The organism is Streptomyces sp. H27-D2 (assembly GCF_035828615.1).
Lineage (GTDB): Bacteria > Actinomycetota > Actinomycetes > Streptomycetales > Streptomycetaceae > Streptomyces.
Map to the genome: position 1 here is coordinate 1 of NZ_JAYMZR010000054.1, position 15,387 is coordinate 15,387.

Here is a 15,387-nt window from a genome sequence, read left to right on the forward strand (position 1 = left end):
CACGGACGGTCGGCAGGCCGAGCTCGGCCAGCCACTTCGGGGCCTGCGAGCCCCGTCCCGTGGCGTCGATGACGAGGTCCGCGGTGAGGTCGGACACCGAGCCGCCGCCGGCGGCGGCGCGCACGCGGGCGCCGGCGACCCGCCGCGCGTCGCCGAGCAGTCCGATGGTCTCGACGCCGTGCAGCAGGGTGATCCCCGGTCGCTCCAGGACCTGTGTGCGTACCACCCAGTCGAGGAGGTCGCGACTGCACGCGATGAGGAACTGGACTTCGGGCCCCCGCCGTATCCAGCCCTGCGGGCTCATGGAGACCAGCCCCGTCGGCAGCGGGATGCGGCGGGCCCCGGCGGCGAGCCAGCGGTCCATGGTGCCCGGAAGCAGCGCCTCGACGGCGCGTGCGCCGCCGGACCACAGCAGGTGGGCGTGCCTCGCCTGCGGAAGCCCCTTGCGGGGCCGCGCGGACTCGGGGAGCCGATCCCGGTCCACGACGGTGATCTCGTCGAAGTGCCCGAAGAGCGCGGCGGTGGCCAGCATGCCGGCTAATCCCGCGCCGAGGACGAGGGCCTTGCGGGGGCGGGCCAGGGGGTCGGCGGGGGGCGTGGGTTGATTCATGGGCGGCATTCTTCCGCCCGCCCGTCCGGGTCGAAGCGGCGGCGAGCGGTCCGCGTGCGAAGCGGCGACGAGCGGACAGAGCGCGGACAGGGCGCGGACAGGGCGCGGACAGGGCGCGGACCGCGCGCCCGGGCCCGGAACATCTGCCTTGTACACCGACGTACACCGACCCGGGCCGAGGTACGGGGTGCGTATCCGCGTACGTGGCCGCAGGGTGGAGATATGGCTGAGAACCCGCCCGTCGTCGTACACCCGTGGCTCGACGGCTCCCGGCGCGTGGCGATCCGGGGGCGTCCGGTCGGCCGGGCCTTCGGCACCGCCGACCTGGTCGAGTTCCTGCGCATCGCCGGCCTGGACCTGGACGGCGTCACCCTCGAGGACCCCGAGCTCATCGAATGGCGCGGCGGCGGCCCCGCCTACTGGGGTCCACCGGGCTGAACCGGCAGCCGCCGGGTACCGGAGGACGCGAAAGCGGCGGACAGGAAGATCCCCGTGAGAGCCGCGGCCGGCACACCGCTGCCGAACAGGGTGCGGGCCCACCCCGGCAAGGGCTCGTAGAGCTGCGGGGCGAGTACGGGCAGCAGCCCGGCCAGCAGCGTGAGGGCCAGAACGGTCGCGTTGGGCCCCTCGGAAAGCGCGGCTCGGCCGAGCATTCCGACGCCCATCGCGGCGATCACGGCGAAGACCACGAGGGCCGCCCCGCCGACCACGGGCGCGGGCACGGCCGTGAGGAGCCGGGTCACCGGCGCGAGCAGGCCGCTGAGGATGAGCAGGACGCCCGCGCCGGCGGTGACGAAGCGGCTCCGGACGCCGGTGAGTTGGACGATGCCGATGTTTTCCGCACTGGTCACCATCAGCGACGTGCCCAGGACGCCCGCGCCGAGCGAGGTGATCGCGTCGGCCCGTGCGGTGCGCGGCACATCGCGCGCCGGGTCCGGCTCGCGGCCCACCGCCTCGCTGTTGAGGACGGTCTGACCGGTGGCCTCGGCGAGGGAGGCGAGGCTGAAGACCATCAGAGGCAGCGCGGCGAGCAGGTCGAACTGCGGGGCGCCGTACGGGAAGAGGTGCGGCAGCGAGACGAGCGAGTCCCCCGGGGCGACCGTGAAGGGGGTTCCGGTGAGCGCCGCGGCGAGCGTTCCCGTCGCCATGCCCAGCAGGACGGACATCTGCCGCCACACACCGCGCAGCACCAGGAAGCAGAGCGCGGTGCAGACGATGGTCAGGAGGGCGAGCCAACTGCCGCCGGCGACCATCGGGGCGGTCAGCTTCACCATGTTGACGCCGATGATCAGCACCGTCGCCCCCATGACCAGCGGCGGGAAGAACCGGGCGATCCGCCCGTACAGCGGAAGCACCGCCAGCAGGAAGAGGGCGGCGACGATGACGGACCCGGAGGCGGTGGCCGCGCCGTGCTGCTGGGCGGTCTGCAGGAAGACGGCGACGGCCGCGCCGCCCGGCAGCATCACGAACGGCAGCCGCGAGCCGACGCGCAGCACCCCCAGCGACTGCAGGAGCGCCCCGGCGCCGCACAGCACCAGGGTCGCGCTCAGCAGCGAGGCGGTGCGCCCGGCGGACAGGTCCAGAGCCGGGGCCATGAGGTAGACGGAGGAAACGGGGGTCGCGATCATCGCGAGGACGTGCTGCGCCGAGAGCGGCGCGAGGCGGGCCAACGGCAGCCGCTCGTCGACCGGTTGCACGGACATCGCTCAGCCCCGCCGCTTCAGCCAGGGCAGATCCCGGGCGGCGTAGCGGTAGGCGCGGAACACGGCGTTGTTCTGTGCGGGGAACAGCTCGCCGACGCCCGGTTCCTGATAGCCGCCGAAGTGCGGGACGACGTACTCCCAGCACAGATACCCGTCCGCCGTCACCTCGAAGAGGCGGCCGGCGGGGGAGTCGGTGATGAGCGTATTGCCGTTGGGCAGCCGCTGGGCGCTGCCCATGAAGGGCGCGAAGAAGGATTCGCGCGCCGGGTCCCGGTACTCCCACGCCGTCTTCCCCGAGGCCCGGTCCACCTCGATGACGCGGGAGTACGGGACGTCGCAGCCGGGCCGGAAGACGCCGTTGTCGAAGATCAGGATGTTGCCGTTCGGCAGCTCGGTCGGGTTGTGCTGCTGAGAGACCAGGCCGGGCTCGGTGCGCCACAGGACCTCGCCGCTCTCGCGGCTGATCACCACGACCGCGGAGACGCTGCGCAGACTCGCGAGCACATTGCCGTCGGCCAGCGGCAGCACGGAGTTGACGAGGGGCCAGTGCTCGCGCGCGTAGTCCGGGTGCAGCGGGTACTCCGCGCGGTCGAGGTGCTCGCTCGCCCGCCACGACCAGAGCAGCCGCCCCTGTCCGTCGACCTCCCTGATCGTGTCGGCGTGGACGGTCCCGGCCGCCTCCGAGGCGGGCGCCCCGCCGCGGACCGAGGCCGCGTCCGCGCCGGTCAGCGGCTCCAGGGCGGTGTAGAGGACGCGCCCGTCGCCGTAGTGGTGCGCGTCGTGGTGCTGTAGCCGGTCGAGGTGCTCGCGCAGCACCGTGCCGTCGGGGGCGATCTCCTGCATCGCGCCGCCGCGGTACTTGTGCCACATCGGGAAGAGCGCGTCCTGGCCGGGCAGGACGCCGTTGTAGGCGAGGTTGCCGTTCGGCAGGACGCGCGCGTGCCGCCCCGGGCGGTACGGCAGGTTCCACTGGTGGGCGACGTCGCCGCGCAGATCGACGAGATAGACCTGACCGGTGCCGGTCAGCGGCGCGTAGAGGGTGTAGCCGTCATACGCCGCGTTCTCGTCGAGGGCGATGAGTCCGGTGCCTCGGCGGCGGCGTGAGTTCTGGTCTACTTCGGTCATGCTTTGTTCCCCTCATCAATGTTTGTTTGATGACATCAAACATTTCGAGGGTAGGGGCGGAGTGTTGCGGCAGTGTGAAGGCCCGAACAACCCGGTTGAGGAGTGCCCGATGAGTGAAACGCCGGACGAGTTGACGATCGGTCCGGGTGTGCGCAGGCGTCGGCTGGCCCTGGGCCTCACCCTCGCCGGACTGGCCCGCCGCGCGGGGCTGTCCGCCCCGTTCCTCAGCCAGGTCGAGAACGGCCGGGCGCGCCCGAGCATGCGCTCACTGCAACGCATCGCCGACGCGCTCGACACCTCGGCCGTCCAGCTCCTGGGCGGCGCGGACGGCGCCCGCACCGTCGACGTCGTACGCGCGGACTCGCCGGCCGTCTCCGAGAGCGAGGCGGCGGACGGGAGCGTGCGGCCGCTGGTGCGCGGCCATCAGCAGCTGCACGCGGTGGAGTTCACCGGGCGGCGGGTGTGGGAGCGCGAGTTCCAGCACGCGACCGACGAGTTGATGTACGTCGTCGCGGGAGCCGTGGAGGCCGAGGCGGACGGGGAGAGCTACGCCCTCGCGCAAGGGGACGCCCTCTATTGCGCGGGCGGCGTCGCCCACCGCTGGCGCGCGTTGCGGGCGGACACCCGGGTGCTGCTGGTGCGCGTGGCGGACGACTTCAGGGTGTGACGCCGAGGGGCCGTCGGGCGCCGGACGGCCCGGACGGCGGCCCGGTGCACCGCCCCGTGAATCCCCATGATCAAGGTCGGATCATGGGGATCATCCGGCCCGGCGTCACGCACAGGTGTCTCCCAGCGGCCTCGGTCAGGCCAGCGCGCTCGTGATCGCCGCGCGCAGCTCGGGGGCGCTCGGCGCGACTCCCGGCCGGAAGCGGCCCAGTACGGCGCCATCCTTGCCGATCAAGAATTTTTCGAAGTTCCACTCGATGTCGCCGGCCTTGCCCTCGGCGTCCGCGACCGCGGTGAGGGACTCATACAGCGGGTGCCGGCCGCCGCCGTTGACCTCGACCTTCCCGGTCATCGGGAACGTCACGCCGTAGGTCGCCGAGCAGAATTCCTGGATCTCCTCGGAGGTTCCCGGCTCCTGTCCGCCGAACTGGTTGCACGGCACGCCGAGCACGGTGAAGCCGCTGCCGCCGAGCTCCTTCTGGAGGTCTTCCAGGCCGGCGTACTGCGGGGTCAGTCCGCACTTGGACGCGACGTTGACCACGAGGGCGACCTGGCCCTTCGTCGCTTCGCCCAGGGTGGCCGGGGTGCCGTCGAGCAGGGCGATGGGGGTGTCGAGCAGGCTCATGCCGCTTTCCTTTCACCGAACCGGAAATGTCAGGGCTGATCCCGGCCAACCTATCTTTCCCGGTCTGTTCCGACTGGGGCAGGGCCAGGCGCAGGGTGTCGGCCGGTCCGGGCCGACGGCACCCGGCCGGCGGGCTCCTGGGCGAAGGGGAGAATCTGGAGATCGACCCCCCGCGCCGGCTGGTCCAGAGCATGGTCGCGCTCTGGAGCGACGACGTGAAGAGCGAGGGCACCTCAAGGGTCACCTGGGAGATCGAGCCCGTCGGCGACTCCTGTCGGCTGACCGTGACCCGACGAGCTGCGCGAGGGCGCGAACGACGAGCTCTACGGCGGTTGGCCGATGATCCTCTCCGGCCTGAAGACATGGCTGGAGACGGGCGAGCTGCTCACCACGCCGGGATCGCTGATGTACGGCGGCTGAGGCGGAACTCGCCGTAGGGAAAGGCTCACCTCGGGGACGGGGGCCGGCGCTCCGGCTCGGCCGGAGCGCCGTCACAGCGTTGTTCGCCGTCGGGATCGGCCCGTCGGGCCAGTACTCGCGTGCGCCCCGGCGTGGTCGAGATCGAGCACGGGCGCGAAGGGAATACCGGCCAGCTCGCAGAACTCCTCCCCTCTCCCGCAGCGAGAGCTGCCGCGCCACCGCGTACGGGCTGCAGGGCGCCGCCGCTACGACGGCGGCTGACCTGCCGCGGTGCTTCAGTTCGCTCTGCTTTCCGATGCGCATGGCGCGAAAAGATCGCTTTACCGATGGGGTGCCGGCAGGCATCGTCGGTGCTGTACGCGACCCCTTCCGTCAGGAGCCCCGCCGCATGGACATCGCCGCACTCCGTCACGACACCCCCGGCTGCGCCAACCGCGTGCACCTCAACAACGCGGGCGCCGGGCTGCTTTCCCGCCGCACGCTCGACGCGATGACCTCCCACCTGGAACTGGAGGCCCGCATCGGCGGATACGAGGCCGCTGGACAGCAACTGGAAGCCCTTGAGGCGACTTACGCCGGCATCGCCGAACTCGTGGGCGGGCGCGCCGACGAGGTGGCCCTGTTCGACAACTCCACCCACGCGTGGAACGCCGCCTTCTACGCCCTGGACTTCACGGCGGGCGACCGCATCCTGACCGGTCGCGCCGAATACGGCAGCAACGTCCTGGCCTATCTGCAGATCGCGCGGCGCACCGGAGCCGAGGTGGTCGTGGTCCCCAACGACGTCCACGGACAGCTGGACACCACCGCGCTCGCGAACCTCATCGACGAGCGCACGAAGCTGGTCGGCGTCAGCCATATCCCCACCGGCGGCGGCCTGGTCAACCCGGCGGCCGAGATCGGCCGGATCACCCGCCGCGCCGGAGTCCCGTTCCTGCTGGACGCCACCCAGTCCGTCGGTCAACTCCCCGTCGACGTCGAGGAGATCGGCTGCGACATGCTCACCGCCACCGGCCGCAAGTTCCTGCGCGGGCCGCGCGGCATCGGCTTCCTCTGGGTGCGCACCGAAGCGCTGGCGTACCTCGAACCGCATGTCGCCGAGACCGCCGCCGCCATCTGGGACGGCAAGCGCGGCTTCGCCTGGCGGGAGGGGGCGAAGCGCTTCGGGACCTGGGAGATGAGCTGCTCCAACGTCCTGGGTCTGGACGCCGCCGTGCGCCAGGCGCTCGAACTCGGTCTGGACGCGATCGGCGAGCGCGCGGTCAAGCTGGGCGCGCAGCTGCGCGAGCGCCTCGACGAGCTGCCTGGCGTCGGCACATACGACCTGGGGCGTGAGCGGTGCGCCATCGTCACCGCGAAGATCGAGGGCGTCGCCACCGAGGAGGTCGCGGCCACCCTCGCCCGGAACGGCGTCAACGTGACGACCACCGTGCCCGAGCAGACCCAGTTCGACACGGAGGACCGGGGCGTGCACCCGCTCGTGCGGCTCTCCCCGCACTACTACAACACTGAGGAAGAGATCGACCGGGCGGTCGAGGTCATCGCCGAGTCGGCGCGTACGTCTGCCCGTTCGGATGCCCCTACGGATGCCCCTACGGCTGCCCGTACGGCGACCGCCTGAGCCGTCCCGACGCGGCCCCGCCGGGTGCGCCTCGGCGGGGCTGGGCGGGGCCGGGCGGAACCAGGCCTACACCCTGTCGCTGTCCAGCATGATCGGGCCGCTCCTGGTCGGCTTCGTGGCCAACGAGCTGATCCGGCCGGTCCACCCGCGCTACCACGAGCCACCGGCCGCAGGCAGCGCAGGCCGATACCATCCCCGGCTCAACTCACCGTATGGCGCGATGGGTTGCGCGGTCGGTCGCTGCGGGCATCCTTGCCGGTATGAGCCTGGCTGCGATCACTGATGTGCCCGACATGCAGGACTACGCCTTCGACTGGGCGCTGGTGGACGTCGAGACCTCCGGCTTACGGCCGGGTGAGCACCGCGTGCTGTCGGTGGCGGTGGTGACCGTCGGGCCCATGGGCGAGCTGATCGAGGAATTCTCGACGCTGCTCGACCCCGGCTGTGACCCCGGTCCGGTGCACATCCACGGGCTCACGGCCGAGCGGCTGCGCGGCGCACCCACGTTCGCGCAGGTCGCCGACCGGATCGGGGCGATGCTCCAGGGGCGGGTGATGGTCGCCCACAACGCTCAGTTCGACTATGACTTCCTGGCACGGGAGTTCGCCCTCGCCGGGGTTCAGCTCCCCGTCTCGCGGCGGCTGTGCACACTGGCGCTGAACCGCCGAGTCGCGCCGCCGACGCCGGACCTGCGGCTGGGCACGCTGGCCGCGCACTACGGCGTCGCGCAGCAGCACGCCCACGACGCGCTGGACGACACCCGGGTGCTGGCCGGCATCCTGCGCGGCACGCTGAAGGCGGCGGCGCGGCTGGGGCTGTCGCTGCCGCTGGTGACCTGTCCGCCCCGACAGCAGCCGCGGATCGCCTCCCGCACGCCCAGGACGCCGTGCGCCTACCGCAACCCCGGCCGGCTGCCCGCCGGCGGACCGCTGGTGCAGGGCATGAAGATCGCCGTCACGGGCGGAACCGCCGTGGGACGCGGGGAGTTGACAGCGCGGGCCGCGGCCGCGGGGCTGAACATGACGTCCTCGGTCAGCCGGCACAGCAGCGTGCTGGTCAGCAACGACCGGAGTTCCGGCTCGGCGAAGGCGCGGCGGGCGGCGGCCGAGGGCGTCCCGGTCCTGGACGAGACCGCCTTTCTCCGGCTGCTCGACGATGTACGGCCGGGTGTGCCGCACGAAGAATCCGCCGGCGCGCCCGCTCCTGCCCCGGCGCCCGCTCCACGACAGCCGCGGGGAGCCACCAGCGCGCCCGCTCGCGCAGGTGTTGCGGGCGGGACGGGGAGCGGCGGACCGCTGGCGGGGCGGCGGGTGCTCGTGCTCGGCGGCACGCATCCGCAGGCCGCGGCGGCCCGCACGCGGGTCGTCGAGCTGGGCGGCGCCGCCGCGGTGAACCTCTCGGCCAACGTCACCGACGTGCTGCTGCTGCCCGGCGCCGACAGTGACCGGCGGCTGCCCCGGATCGTCGCCCTCGACGTGCCGTTGCGCGATACCGCATGGCTCAGCGTGCCCGCACCCGCGCTCTCATCCGTGCCCGCCGAGCCCGGTCCCCTCGGGCAGCTCGCCGACCGGCCGGCGGCTGCCCTCGTACTGCCCAGAGGCGCTGTCATCGATCTGCCGGTCACGGCGCGGGCGGCCCGTTGGACCATCGCGGTGTCCTGGGCGCAGCAGACGGACTGCGCGGTCGACGTCGTCGCGTTCACCGTCGACGAGGACGAACAGGTCTCCTGCGACGAGGACTTCGTCTTCCACCGAGCGCCCGAGAGCCCGGACGGCGCCGTGCGGCTCTCGACCGACGGGCCGGCCGAACAAGCGATCACGCTGGACCTCGCCGCGCTGCCCGCGGCCGTCCGTAAGGTCGCCATCGCCGCGGCGGTCGACGGCGCGGCGACCTTCGGTGACGTGGGCGCTGTGGAGATCACCGCGGCGCACGGCGACAACGCCCGAGTGCTCGCCCAAGCAGCCCTGGACGCCGCCACCACCGAGCGCACCCTGCTGCTCGCCGAGATCTACCGGCGCGGTCCCACCTGGCGCTTTCGCGCCGTCGGCCAGGGTTACGACCACGGTCTGGAGACCCTGGCGCGCGGCTACGGCGTGGACGTCGAGGACTGACCTCGCGTAGCACCCAGCGGACTGACCTCACGCGGACTGACCTCACGCGGGCCGACCGGTCTCACGTGGAACTCAGCGGATGCGTCGCCGTCGCGGAGCGCGGCGGCCAGGTCTGTGGATCGAGTATCCCCAGCACATACGCGCGCCCGACGAGCGCGAGCCGTGTCGGGGCCTCCAACAGCCCCCGGAGGCGGCTCAGATGGTAGTCGACCGTCTGCCGCGACAGCTTGAGCGAGGAGGCGATCTCGCCGTTGCTGCACCCGGCGGCCAGCAGCGCGAGGATGCGGACCTGGGCCGCGGTGAGCGGTGGATGGGGCCGGTGCGGGAGGCCCTGGTGGGTGAGGACGGCCCATACGCTCCTCGCCCGCCGGGAGTTCTGGCTGACGGAGGTGAGCAGCAGCCGGGCTCGCCACCGGTAGCCGCGCGCGTCGACGAAGGACGCGGAGGTCTGGATCCGGCGCCGGCGGCGGGCTATGAGGTCGTTCCATCTGCTGTGCAGCGCGTCGAGCCCCTCGGCGGGGGCCAGAAAGCCGTGTGCGGGGCGGCCGATGAGCGCTGAGACCGGGACGTGCAGCAGCTCGGCGGCGGCGGTGCTGATCTGCTGGATTCTGCCGCCCGGCGAGAGCAGCGCGCACGGCAGCCCGCTGTGGTCGCGCAGCGCCTGCAAGTCGGCCTCGGCGGCACGGCGCTGGCTGAGCGCGCGGGTGTGCTCCGTGATGTCCATGTAGATCCCGGCCACGCACGCCTGCGAGCCCTCCACGACCGGGAAGCGGTGGCCGACGGCCCGCCCGGTGCTGCCGTCGGGGCGGTGGAAGGTGAGGGTATGCCGCACCGGTTTCCCCGAGGAGAGGATCTCCCCGTCCAGCGTCCGGAACAGTTCGGCGTCGGCGGGGGTGTCGAAGTCCGTGACCCTTCTGCCGATGATGGCCTCCGGGGTGGTGCCGTAGAGCTGGGCGTAGGTGGGGTTGGCCCACAGGTAGCGGCCCTGTCCGTCACGGATGAAGGCCGCCGCGGGGGTGAAGTCGGCGAAGGGGTCGTGGCGTCGTTGTACGACGGCCGGCGCGCTGACGTCCATGGCGAGTCCGCGCACACCGGCCGGGCTGCCGTCGGGGAGCCGTTCCCGGTAGGAGGCCACTTCGAATAGCCGGCCGCCGAACGTCACTTGGCGGCGGCTGATTTCGCCGTCGTCACCGGACTGCGGGTATTTCGCGCGCAGGGTGTCCAGAAACTTTTGCGCCACACGGAAATCGTTGAATGCTCCACCGCCGCTGGCGACGATGCGCAGCTCCTCGTCCGCCTCCCACCAGGAGACGGGCATGCGCTCCAGCAGCGCGCTGAGGCTGGTCTCGTTCAACAGTCGCCTCTTCGCAATGGATACTCCGGACCGGGCCGCCGGAATGGCAAGGCCAAGAATTCCCCCGCTTGTTCTCGCGTACGCTCTTTTATCGGCCCTGGGTGAAGAAGGGCTGATTCTGCCGCACCTGTGCGCTGTCCGACAGCGCGCCTCCTGGACCCGGTCGCCCGCCGCACGGGCTGCGGGCTACCTCAAGTTCCGTACAGACTCAGGCATTTGCCTGAGAGGCCGCCCGTGGATGTGTGGGTACGCGGCACTGTCGCCTGTTTCGCTTGAGTCGCCCGGCTTGGGAACATTTCGTCTCCGGCCGGAGCCGCACTCTCCCCTGCCGAATTCAACTGACTGAGGAGTCGTCACCCGTGAGCAAGGTGCTGTTTGTCTACGCCAAGGGCGGACCGCCGCTGGAGTACGCACTGTCCCGGGTCGCCGCGAAAGCCGAAGTGCATCTGCTCGCGCTGAGCGCACTTCCGCCTTCGGTACGCGACGCCTGCACCCGGCTGTGCGCTTCGGTCGTGGTTCCCTCGGAGGCGCGGGCACGCGACCTCGTCGCACTCATCATGGACCGGGCCCGGAGCGTCGGCGCGGACGCGGTGATGACCGTGTCGGAGTACGCGGTGGTGGCCGTCGCCGACGCGTGCGAGAGGCTCGGCCTCGCCGGATCGGGCGGCAACTGCGTGCTGGCGCGCGACAAGCGGATGATGCGCCGGACCTGGAGCGAACACGGCGTCTCACAGCCCCGGTTCCACTCGGTGGCCTCGGAGGACGACCTGCGCGACGCCGCGCGGACCCTCTCCTTCCCGATGCTGCTGAAGGCGGCCTGGAGCGCGGGGTCCACAGCGCACCGGATCATCCGCTCGCCGAACGAGGTGGGCCCGGCATGGGACCGGGCGCGCGAGGTCATGGCCGAGTCGGCGGGCCTGGGGTACGCCGAACTCCATGTGGAGGGGGCGGGTGCGGACTTCCTCGTCGAGGAGATCGTGCACGGCGACGCCGAGGGCTGGTTCGCCGACGCGGGCTGGGGCGACTACGTCAGCGTCGAGGGCGTCGTCGCCGACGGCGTCTACCACCCGATCTGTCTGAGCGGGCGGATGCCGACGATCGAACCGTTCACCGAGCGCGCGAGCATCACCCCCGCGCCGCTGCCCGCCGCCGCGCAGGAGCGCGTCGTCGCGCTGTCCCGGGCCGCGGTCGACGCGCTGGGCCTGGAGAACTGCGGAACGCACACCGAGATCAAGCTCGGCTCCGACGGCCGGATGTGGGTCATCGAGACGGCCGCGCGCTTCGGCGGAGCGATGACCGTGCCGCAGATCGAGGACGTCTTCGCACTCGACCTCATCGGGCTGCTGGCCGACCAACTGCTGGGCCGGGACGTCTCCTGGCCCGCCGAGGTCCTCGGCGGGGAGCAGGCCCGGCACGCGGCCGGATCGCTGGTCGTGCTGGCCGTGGACGGTGACGGAGCGCCCTGGCCGGACCGGCGCGCCTGGGACTTCGACGCGGTGGACTGGCCGAGCCTGCTCAGTCCCGGCAGCCGGCTGTCCGAGGTGACCGAGCACTCGCTGCCGCGCGGCTCGACGGTGCCGGTCTACGACCCGGCGGCGGGCGCCAACACCATGGCGGCCCTGTGTCTGCTCTCGGCGGCCCGCCCGGTCACCGTGATCCGTGACTTCGAGGCCCTGACCGCGGCCTTCCCCGGCGTCCTGCCGGCCGCCGCGAAGGACGGGGGCGCCTGATGTCCGCGATCACCGAATCCGCCGCGGCGACGCCCCACTCGGCGGACGGCACGGTCGTCGGCGAGAACCTGTCGCTGCCGCTGTTCCGCACCCTGTCGGGCGTCCTCGCCGGACACCCTTACCTCAAGGTCGTCGTCGACCGCGCCGAGCACACCTGGCACCTGCTGGACACCGCGGTCCACCCCTTCCACGTCAACTATGTGGCCACCCGCGTCCTGGGCATGGACCTGGAGCAGTTGGACGCCCGGCTCGACGCCTTCAACGCCTCCGTCTACACCGACCCCGACCGACGGTTCCTGCTCGGCGTCCTGTCCCTGCACACGGACGAGGACCGCGACAGCCGCGAGCGGTCCTTCCTCGTGCTGGAGACGACGGAGGCCGACACCATGGACGCCGGCCTGCTGACGGAGTTCTACACCTTCGTCCGCGAGCGGGTCGACGGCCGGCTGCCGCTGCTGCTCAAGCCCGCCAACCACGGCCAGGAGCACGAACTGACCTCGGTCAGCGACGCGCGGCTGCCACGCATCCTCAGCCACGAACTGTTCGGCAACCGGCCGCGCACACCGCTGAACCCGGGGGAGGCCGTAGGACGGCTGCGGTACTTCCGCGACGCGCGGGAGTACCGGGCGGCCGCGCCACCGCTCGGCTGGTCCGACATCGTGGCGATGGACTGCCTGCCGGACGACGTGCCGCGCGTCGCCGGATTCATCAACTCCGCCCCGATCACCCCGCTCTCGCACACCAATGTGCTGGCGGCCGGCTGGGGCATACCCAACGCCATCGTGCGCGACCTGGACCGACTCGTCGAGACGGACCGGCTGGACGGCGCGTGGGTGCGCTACCGCGTCCGCGAGGACGACGTGAGCCTCGCACTGCTGGACAGCGCCCCCGCGCTGGAGGCCCCGACCTGGCACCAGCAGCGCATCCGGCTCCAGCCGCCGCTGCTGGAGGACGTCCCGGCGCTGGCCCTGCACCGGCTGCGGCACGCCGACCGCGACCGCTACGGCACCAAGGCCGCCAACCTCGGCGAACTCCACCACGTACTGGACAGCCGCACCGCCGACCTCACCGCGTTCTACGGCCGGGCCCGCCCGCCCCGCCGCGATCTGTACGGCTACCTCGCCGCCCGGCTGGACACGCCGCTGGGCGACGCCGCGACGCTGCGGCAGGAGGCGGCGGAGTTCGTGGCGTCGACCGTCGCGGCTCCGGACGGCGTCGCGCTGCCGTTCGCCCTGCAACACCGTTTCCTCACCTCCTCCCCGGCCATTCAGCAGGGCATCGGCAAGCTCAAGATGGCGCTGGAACTGGGCGCCGCCGACGCCTTGGACTCGCTCTGCCTGGACCTGCAGCACCTGGTCCGGCACACTCCGATGCCGGACGAGGTGACCCGCCGGATCAGCCAGGCCTTCCCCGCCCCGCTCGCCGCGGGCAGCCGGCTGGTCGTGCGCTCGTCCTCCAACGCCGAGGACCTGCCCGGCTTCTCCGCGGCCGGGGTCTACGACTCGATCACCACCGTCCGGGGCGTCGGGGAGCTGCTCGACGCGGTCCGCCAGGTGTGGGCCTCGCTGGTGTCCCCCCGCAGCGTCCGGCTGCGCCACCAGTCGGGCATCTCCCTCGACGACACCTACATGGGCGTGATCATTCAGGAGTACGTGCCGGCTGAGCTCGGCGGCGTCCTGGTCACCTGCAACCCGACCAAGCGGGAGGACTTCCGCAACGTCTACCTCAACTGCTCGCCCGGTTCGCCCGAGAAGGTCGTGGACGGGACCGTGCTCCCGTTGCAGTACCTCTACAACACCGTCGAGGGAGGCGGCCGCACCGTGGCCCTCGGCTCGGCGGGCGAGGACCTTCCGGCCGCGACCAGGACCCGGCTGGCCCACCTCGCACTCACCGGCCGGCTGTTGCAGTCGCACTTCGGCGCCGAGCCGGGAGACCCGCTCGACATCGAATGGCTGATGACCGAGCGGGGCGACTTCCGGCTGGTCCAGATCCGCCCGTACGCCCTGTGAGCGCACCCCTGCGTCTCGCGCGGCGGCTCGGAGCGTCCAAGCCGCCGGCCGGCCGGCCCCTGCCGCCGGCCGCGCGGCGGGTCATCCTGCTCAACAACGGCTTTCAGCTGCTCTTCAACCTGCTGTGGTGGATGCCGGTCTTCTACGCCTACCAGCGTGAGGCGGGGCTGTCCGACCCGGAGATCTTCGGCATCCAGAGCATCTACTACATCGCCTTCTGCCTGTTCGAGATCCCGACCGGCCTCATCGCCGACCGGATCGGAACCCGCAACTGCCTGCTGGCCGGCGCCCTGGTGATGACCGCGGCGAACCTGACTCCGGTGCTCTCCCCGACGTACGGGGGGTTCCTCGTCCACTTCCTGGCCATCGCCGCGGGCCGCTCTCTCACCTCGGGAGCGTCCAGCGCTTATCTCTACGACGCGCTGCACTCCCAGGGCGCGGGCGAGCACTACCTGAAGGCGGAAGGGACGGCGCGCGCTCTGGGCCTCGTGGCGAAGGTGGTCTGCTGGCCGCTGGTCGGCCCGCTGATGCAGCTCGCCCACCCCGCCCCCTACCTGCTCAGCGCACTCGGCGCGGCGGCCTCGCTGGCCTGCGCCGGGGCGCTGCCGCGCCTCGCACCCGCCGCTTCCGGCGGCGGGCAGGGCGGCGAGCGGGGGAAGGGGAGGAAGGGCAGGGGCGAGATCTGGCGGCACGCGGGCGCCGCCCTGCGCTGCGTACGCGGCTCGCCCTGGCTCACCCTGGTCATGGTGCAGGGCGTGGCCGTCTTCACCCTGGCGCGCATCTGCCAGGTGAACCTCTTCCAGCCGGTCCTGCTGGACCACGGCATTCCGGAGAGCTCGCACGGAGGCGTGCTGGCCGCGATGACCGTCGCCGAGGCCGTCGCGGCGGCCCGCCCGCAGTGGCTGGGGCGACGGCTGCGGCCTGTGCACCTGGTGTCCCTGCTCAGCGTCGCCATGGCCGTGACGCTCGCCGGGATCACCCTCGGCGGCCCGGCGGCCGTGATCGCCCTGCTGTGCGTGTTCGCCGCGATCACCGGCTTCGTCTATCCCATCCAGCGCAAGCTGGTGAACGACGCGATCCCCGCGCACGCGCCGCGCGCCACGCTGCTCTCCGTCGAGAGCATCGTGGACCGCGCCGTCTGCGCGGTGGCCGCGGTGGCCGCCGGCGCGTACCTCTCGGCAGGCCGGATGGACGCGCTGCTCCAGCAGAGCGCCGTGCTGACCGTCGTGGTGATGGCCGGCGTCCACGGAGCCGTACTGATGGCACGCGCCCGCGGCAAGCGGCGGGCGGGGACGGCGGAGGTCCTCGAGGCCGAACGGGAACGGCCCACCGGCTGACCGGCCGGGGGGCCGGCGTCCCGTACCGGCGTCCCGTACCGGCGTCCCGTACCGGCGTCCCGTACCGGCGTCCCGT

12 protein-coding genes and 1 pseudogene are annotated in these 15,387 nt (G+C 72.2%); 8 read left to right on the top strand and 5 right to left on the bottom strand.

All coding sequences use genetic code 11. The features are described 5' to 3' along the window. Positions 1-610, bottom strand: a pseudogene (locus QMK28_RS20550) (pyridine nucleotide-disulfide oxidoreductase); the annotation flags it as partial. A gap of 222 nt (positions 611-832) precedes the next feature. Between QMK28_RS20550 and QMK28_RS20555 the strand changes: the two are divergent. Further along, positions 833-1,048 (top strand): hypothetical protein, encoded by a 216-nt coding sequence (locus QMK28_RS20555; protein ID WP_326440058.1) that lies wholly within the window; start codon positions 833-835, stop codon positions 1,046-1,048. On the opposite strand, the gene QMK28_RS20560 is transcribed toward QMK28_RS20555, so the two are convergent. Then, complete coding sequence (locus QMK28_RS20560) at positions 1,027-2,313, bottom strand: uracil-xanthine permease family protein (RefSeq protein ID WP_326440059.1); 1,287 nt, start codon at positions 2,311-2,313, stop codon at positions 1,027-1,029. The genes QMK28_RS20555 and QMK28_RS20560 overlap by 22 nt on opposite strands. A gap of 3 nt (positions 2,314-2,316) precedes the next feature. Beyond that, on the bottom strand, positions 2,317-3,438 hold the full coding sequence (locus QMK28_RS20565; protein ID WP_326440060.1) for an arylsulfotransferase family protein: 1,122 nt from the start codon (positions 3,436-3,438) through the stop codon (positions 2,317-2,319). 109 nt (positions 3,439-3,547) lie between these two features. On the opposite strand from QMK28_RS20565, the gene QMK28_RS20570 reads away from it, so the two are divergent. Beyond that, the gene (locus tag QMK28_RS20570; RefSeq protein WP_326440062.1) at positions 3,548-4,105 is read left to right on the top strand and encodes a helix-turn-helix domain-containing protein; all 558 of its coding nucleotides are present in this window, start codon (positions 3,548-3,550) and stop codon (positions 4,103-4,105) included. A 135-nt stretch (positions 4,106-4,240) separates the two neighbouring features. Here the strand turns inward: QMK28_RS20570 and QMK28_RS20575 are convergent, their stop codons facing one another. Continuing rightward, the gene (locus QMK28_RS20575; protein WP_326440064.1) at positions 4,241-4,729 is read right to left on the bottom strand and encodes a glutathione peroxidase; all 489 of its coding nucleotides are present in this window, start codon (positions 4,727-4,729) and stop codon (positions 4,241-4,243) included. 191 nt (positions 4,730-4,920) lie between these two features. Here QMK28_RS20575 and QMK28_RS20580 point away from each other — a divergent pair, with 191 nt between their 5' ends. The 3 genes from QMK28_RS20580 (at position 4,921) to QMK28_RS20595 (ending at position 8,881) form a co-directional block, all read left to right on the top strand. After that, positions 4,921-5,166 carry a hypothetical protein gene (locus QMK28_RS20580; protein ID WP_326440065.1) on the top strand — a complete coding sequence of 82 codons (246 nt, stop codon included), beginning with the start codon at positions 4,921-4,923 and terminating at the stop codon, positions 5,164-5,166. A 371-nt stretch (positions 5,167-5,537) separates the two neighbouring features. Then, positions 5,538-6,770 (top strand): aminotransferase class V-fold PLP-dependent enzyme, encoded by a 1,233-nt coding sequence (locus QMK28_RS20585; protein WP_326440066.1) that lies wholly within the window; start codon positions 5,538-5,540, stop codon positions 6,768-6,770. Positions 6,771-7,030: 260 nt separating this feature from the next. Beyond that, positions 7,031-8,881 carry a TerD family protein gene (locus tag QMK28_RS20595; RefSeq protein WP_326440068.1) on the top strand — a complete coding sequence of 617 codons (1,851 nt, stop codon included), beginning with the start codon at positions 7,031-7,033 and terminating at the stop codon, positions 8,879-8,881. A gap of 61 nt (positions 8,882-8,942) precedes the next feature. Here the strand turns inward: QMK28_RS20595 and QMK28_RS20600 are convergent, their stop codons facing one another. Continuing rightward, a complete protein-coding gene (locus QMK28_RS20600; protein WP_326440070.1) occupies positions 8,943-10,235 on the bottom strand; it encodes a PAS domain-containing protein in 1,293 nt (430 codons plus the stop codon). 359 nt (positions 10,236-10,594) lie between these two features. Here QMK28_RS20600 and QMK28_RS20605 point away from each other — a divergent pair, with 359 nt between their 5' ends. Genes QMK28_RS20605 through QMK28_RS20615 form a run of 3 tightly spaced genes read left to right on the top strand, consistent with a single transcriptional unit; the run spans position 10,595 to position 15,311 of the window. Continuing rightward, complete coding sequence (locus QMK28_RS20605) at positions 10,595-11,965, top strand: ATP-grasp domain-containing protein (protein WP_326440071.1); 1,371 nt, start codon at positions 10,595-10,597, stop codon at positions 11,963-11,965. Continuing rightward, positions 11,965-13,974, top strand: a complete 2,010-nt coding sequence (locus QMK28_RS20610; RefSeq protein WP_326440073.1) for a PEP/pyruvate-binding domain-containing protein — start codon at positions 11,965-11,967, stop codon at positions 13,972-13,974. Before QMK28_RS20605 ends, QMK28_RS20610 begins: the two co-directional genes overlap by 1 nt. Continuing rightward, positions 13,914-15,311, top strand: a complete 1,398-nt coding sequence (locus tag QMK28_RS20615) for an MFS transporter (RefSeq protein WP_326440075.1) — start codon at positions 13,914-13,916, stop codon at positions 15,309-15,311. Before QMK28_RS20610 ends, QMK28_RS20615 begins: the two co-directional genes overlap by 61 nt. Positions 15,312-15,387: the final 76 nt, after the last annotated feature.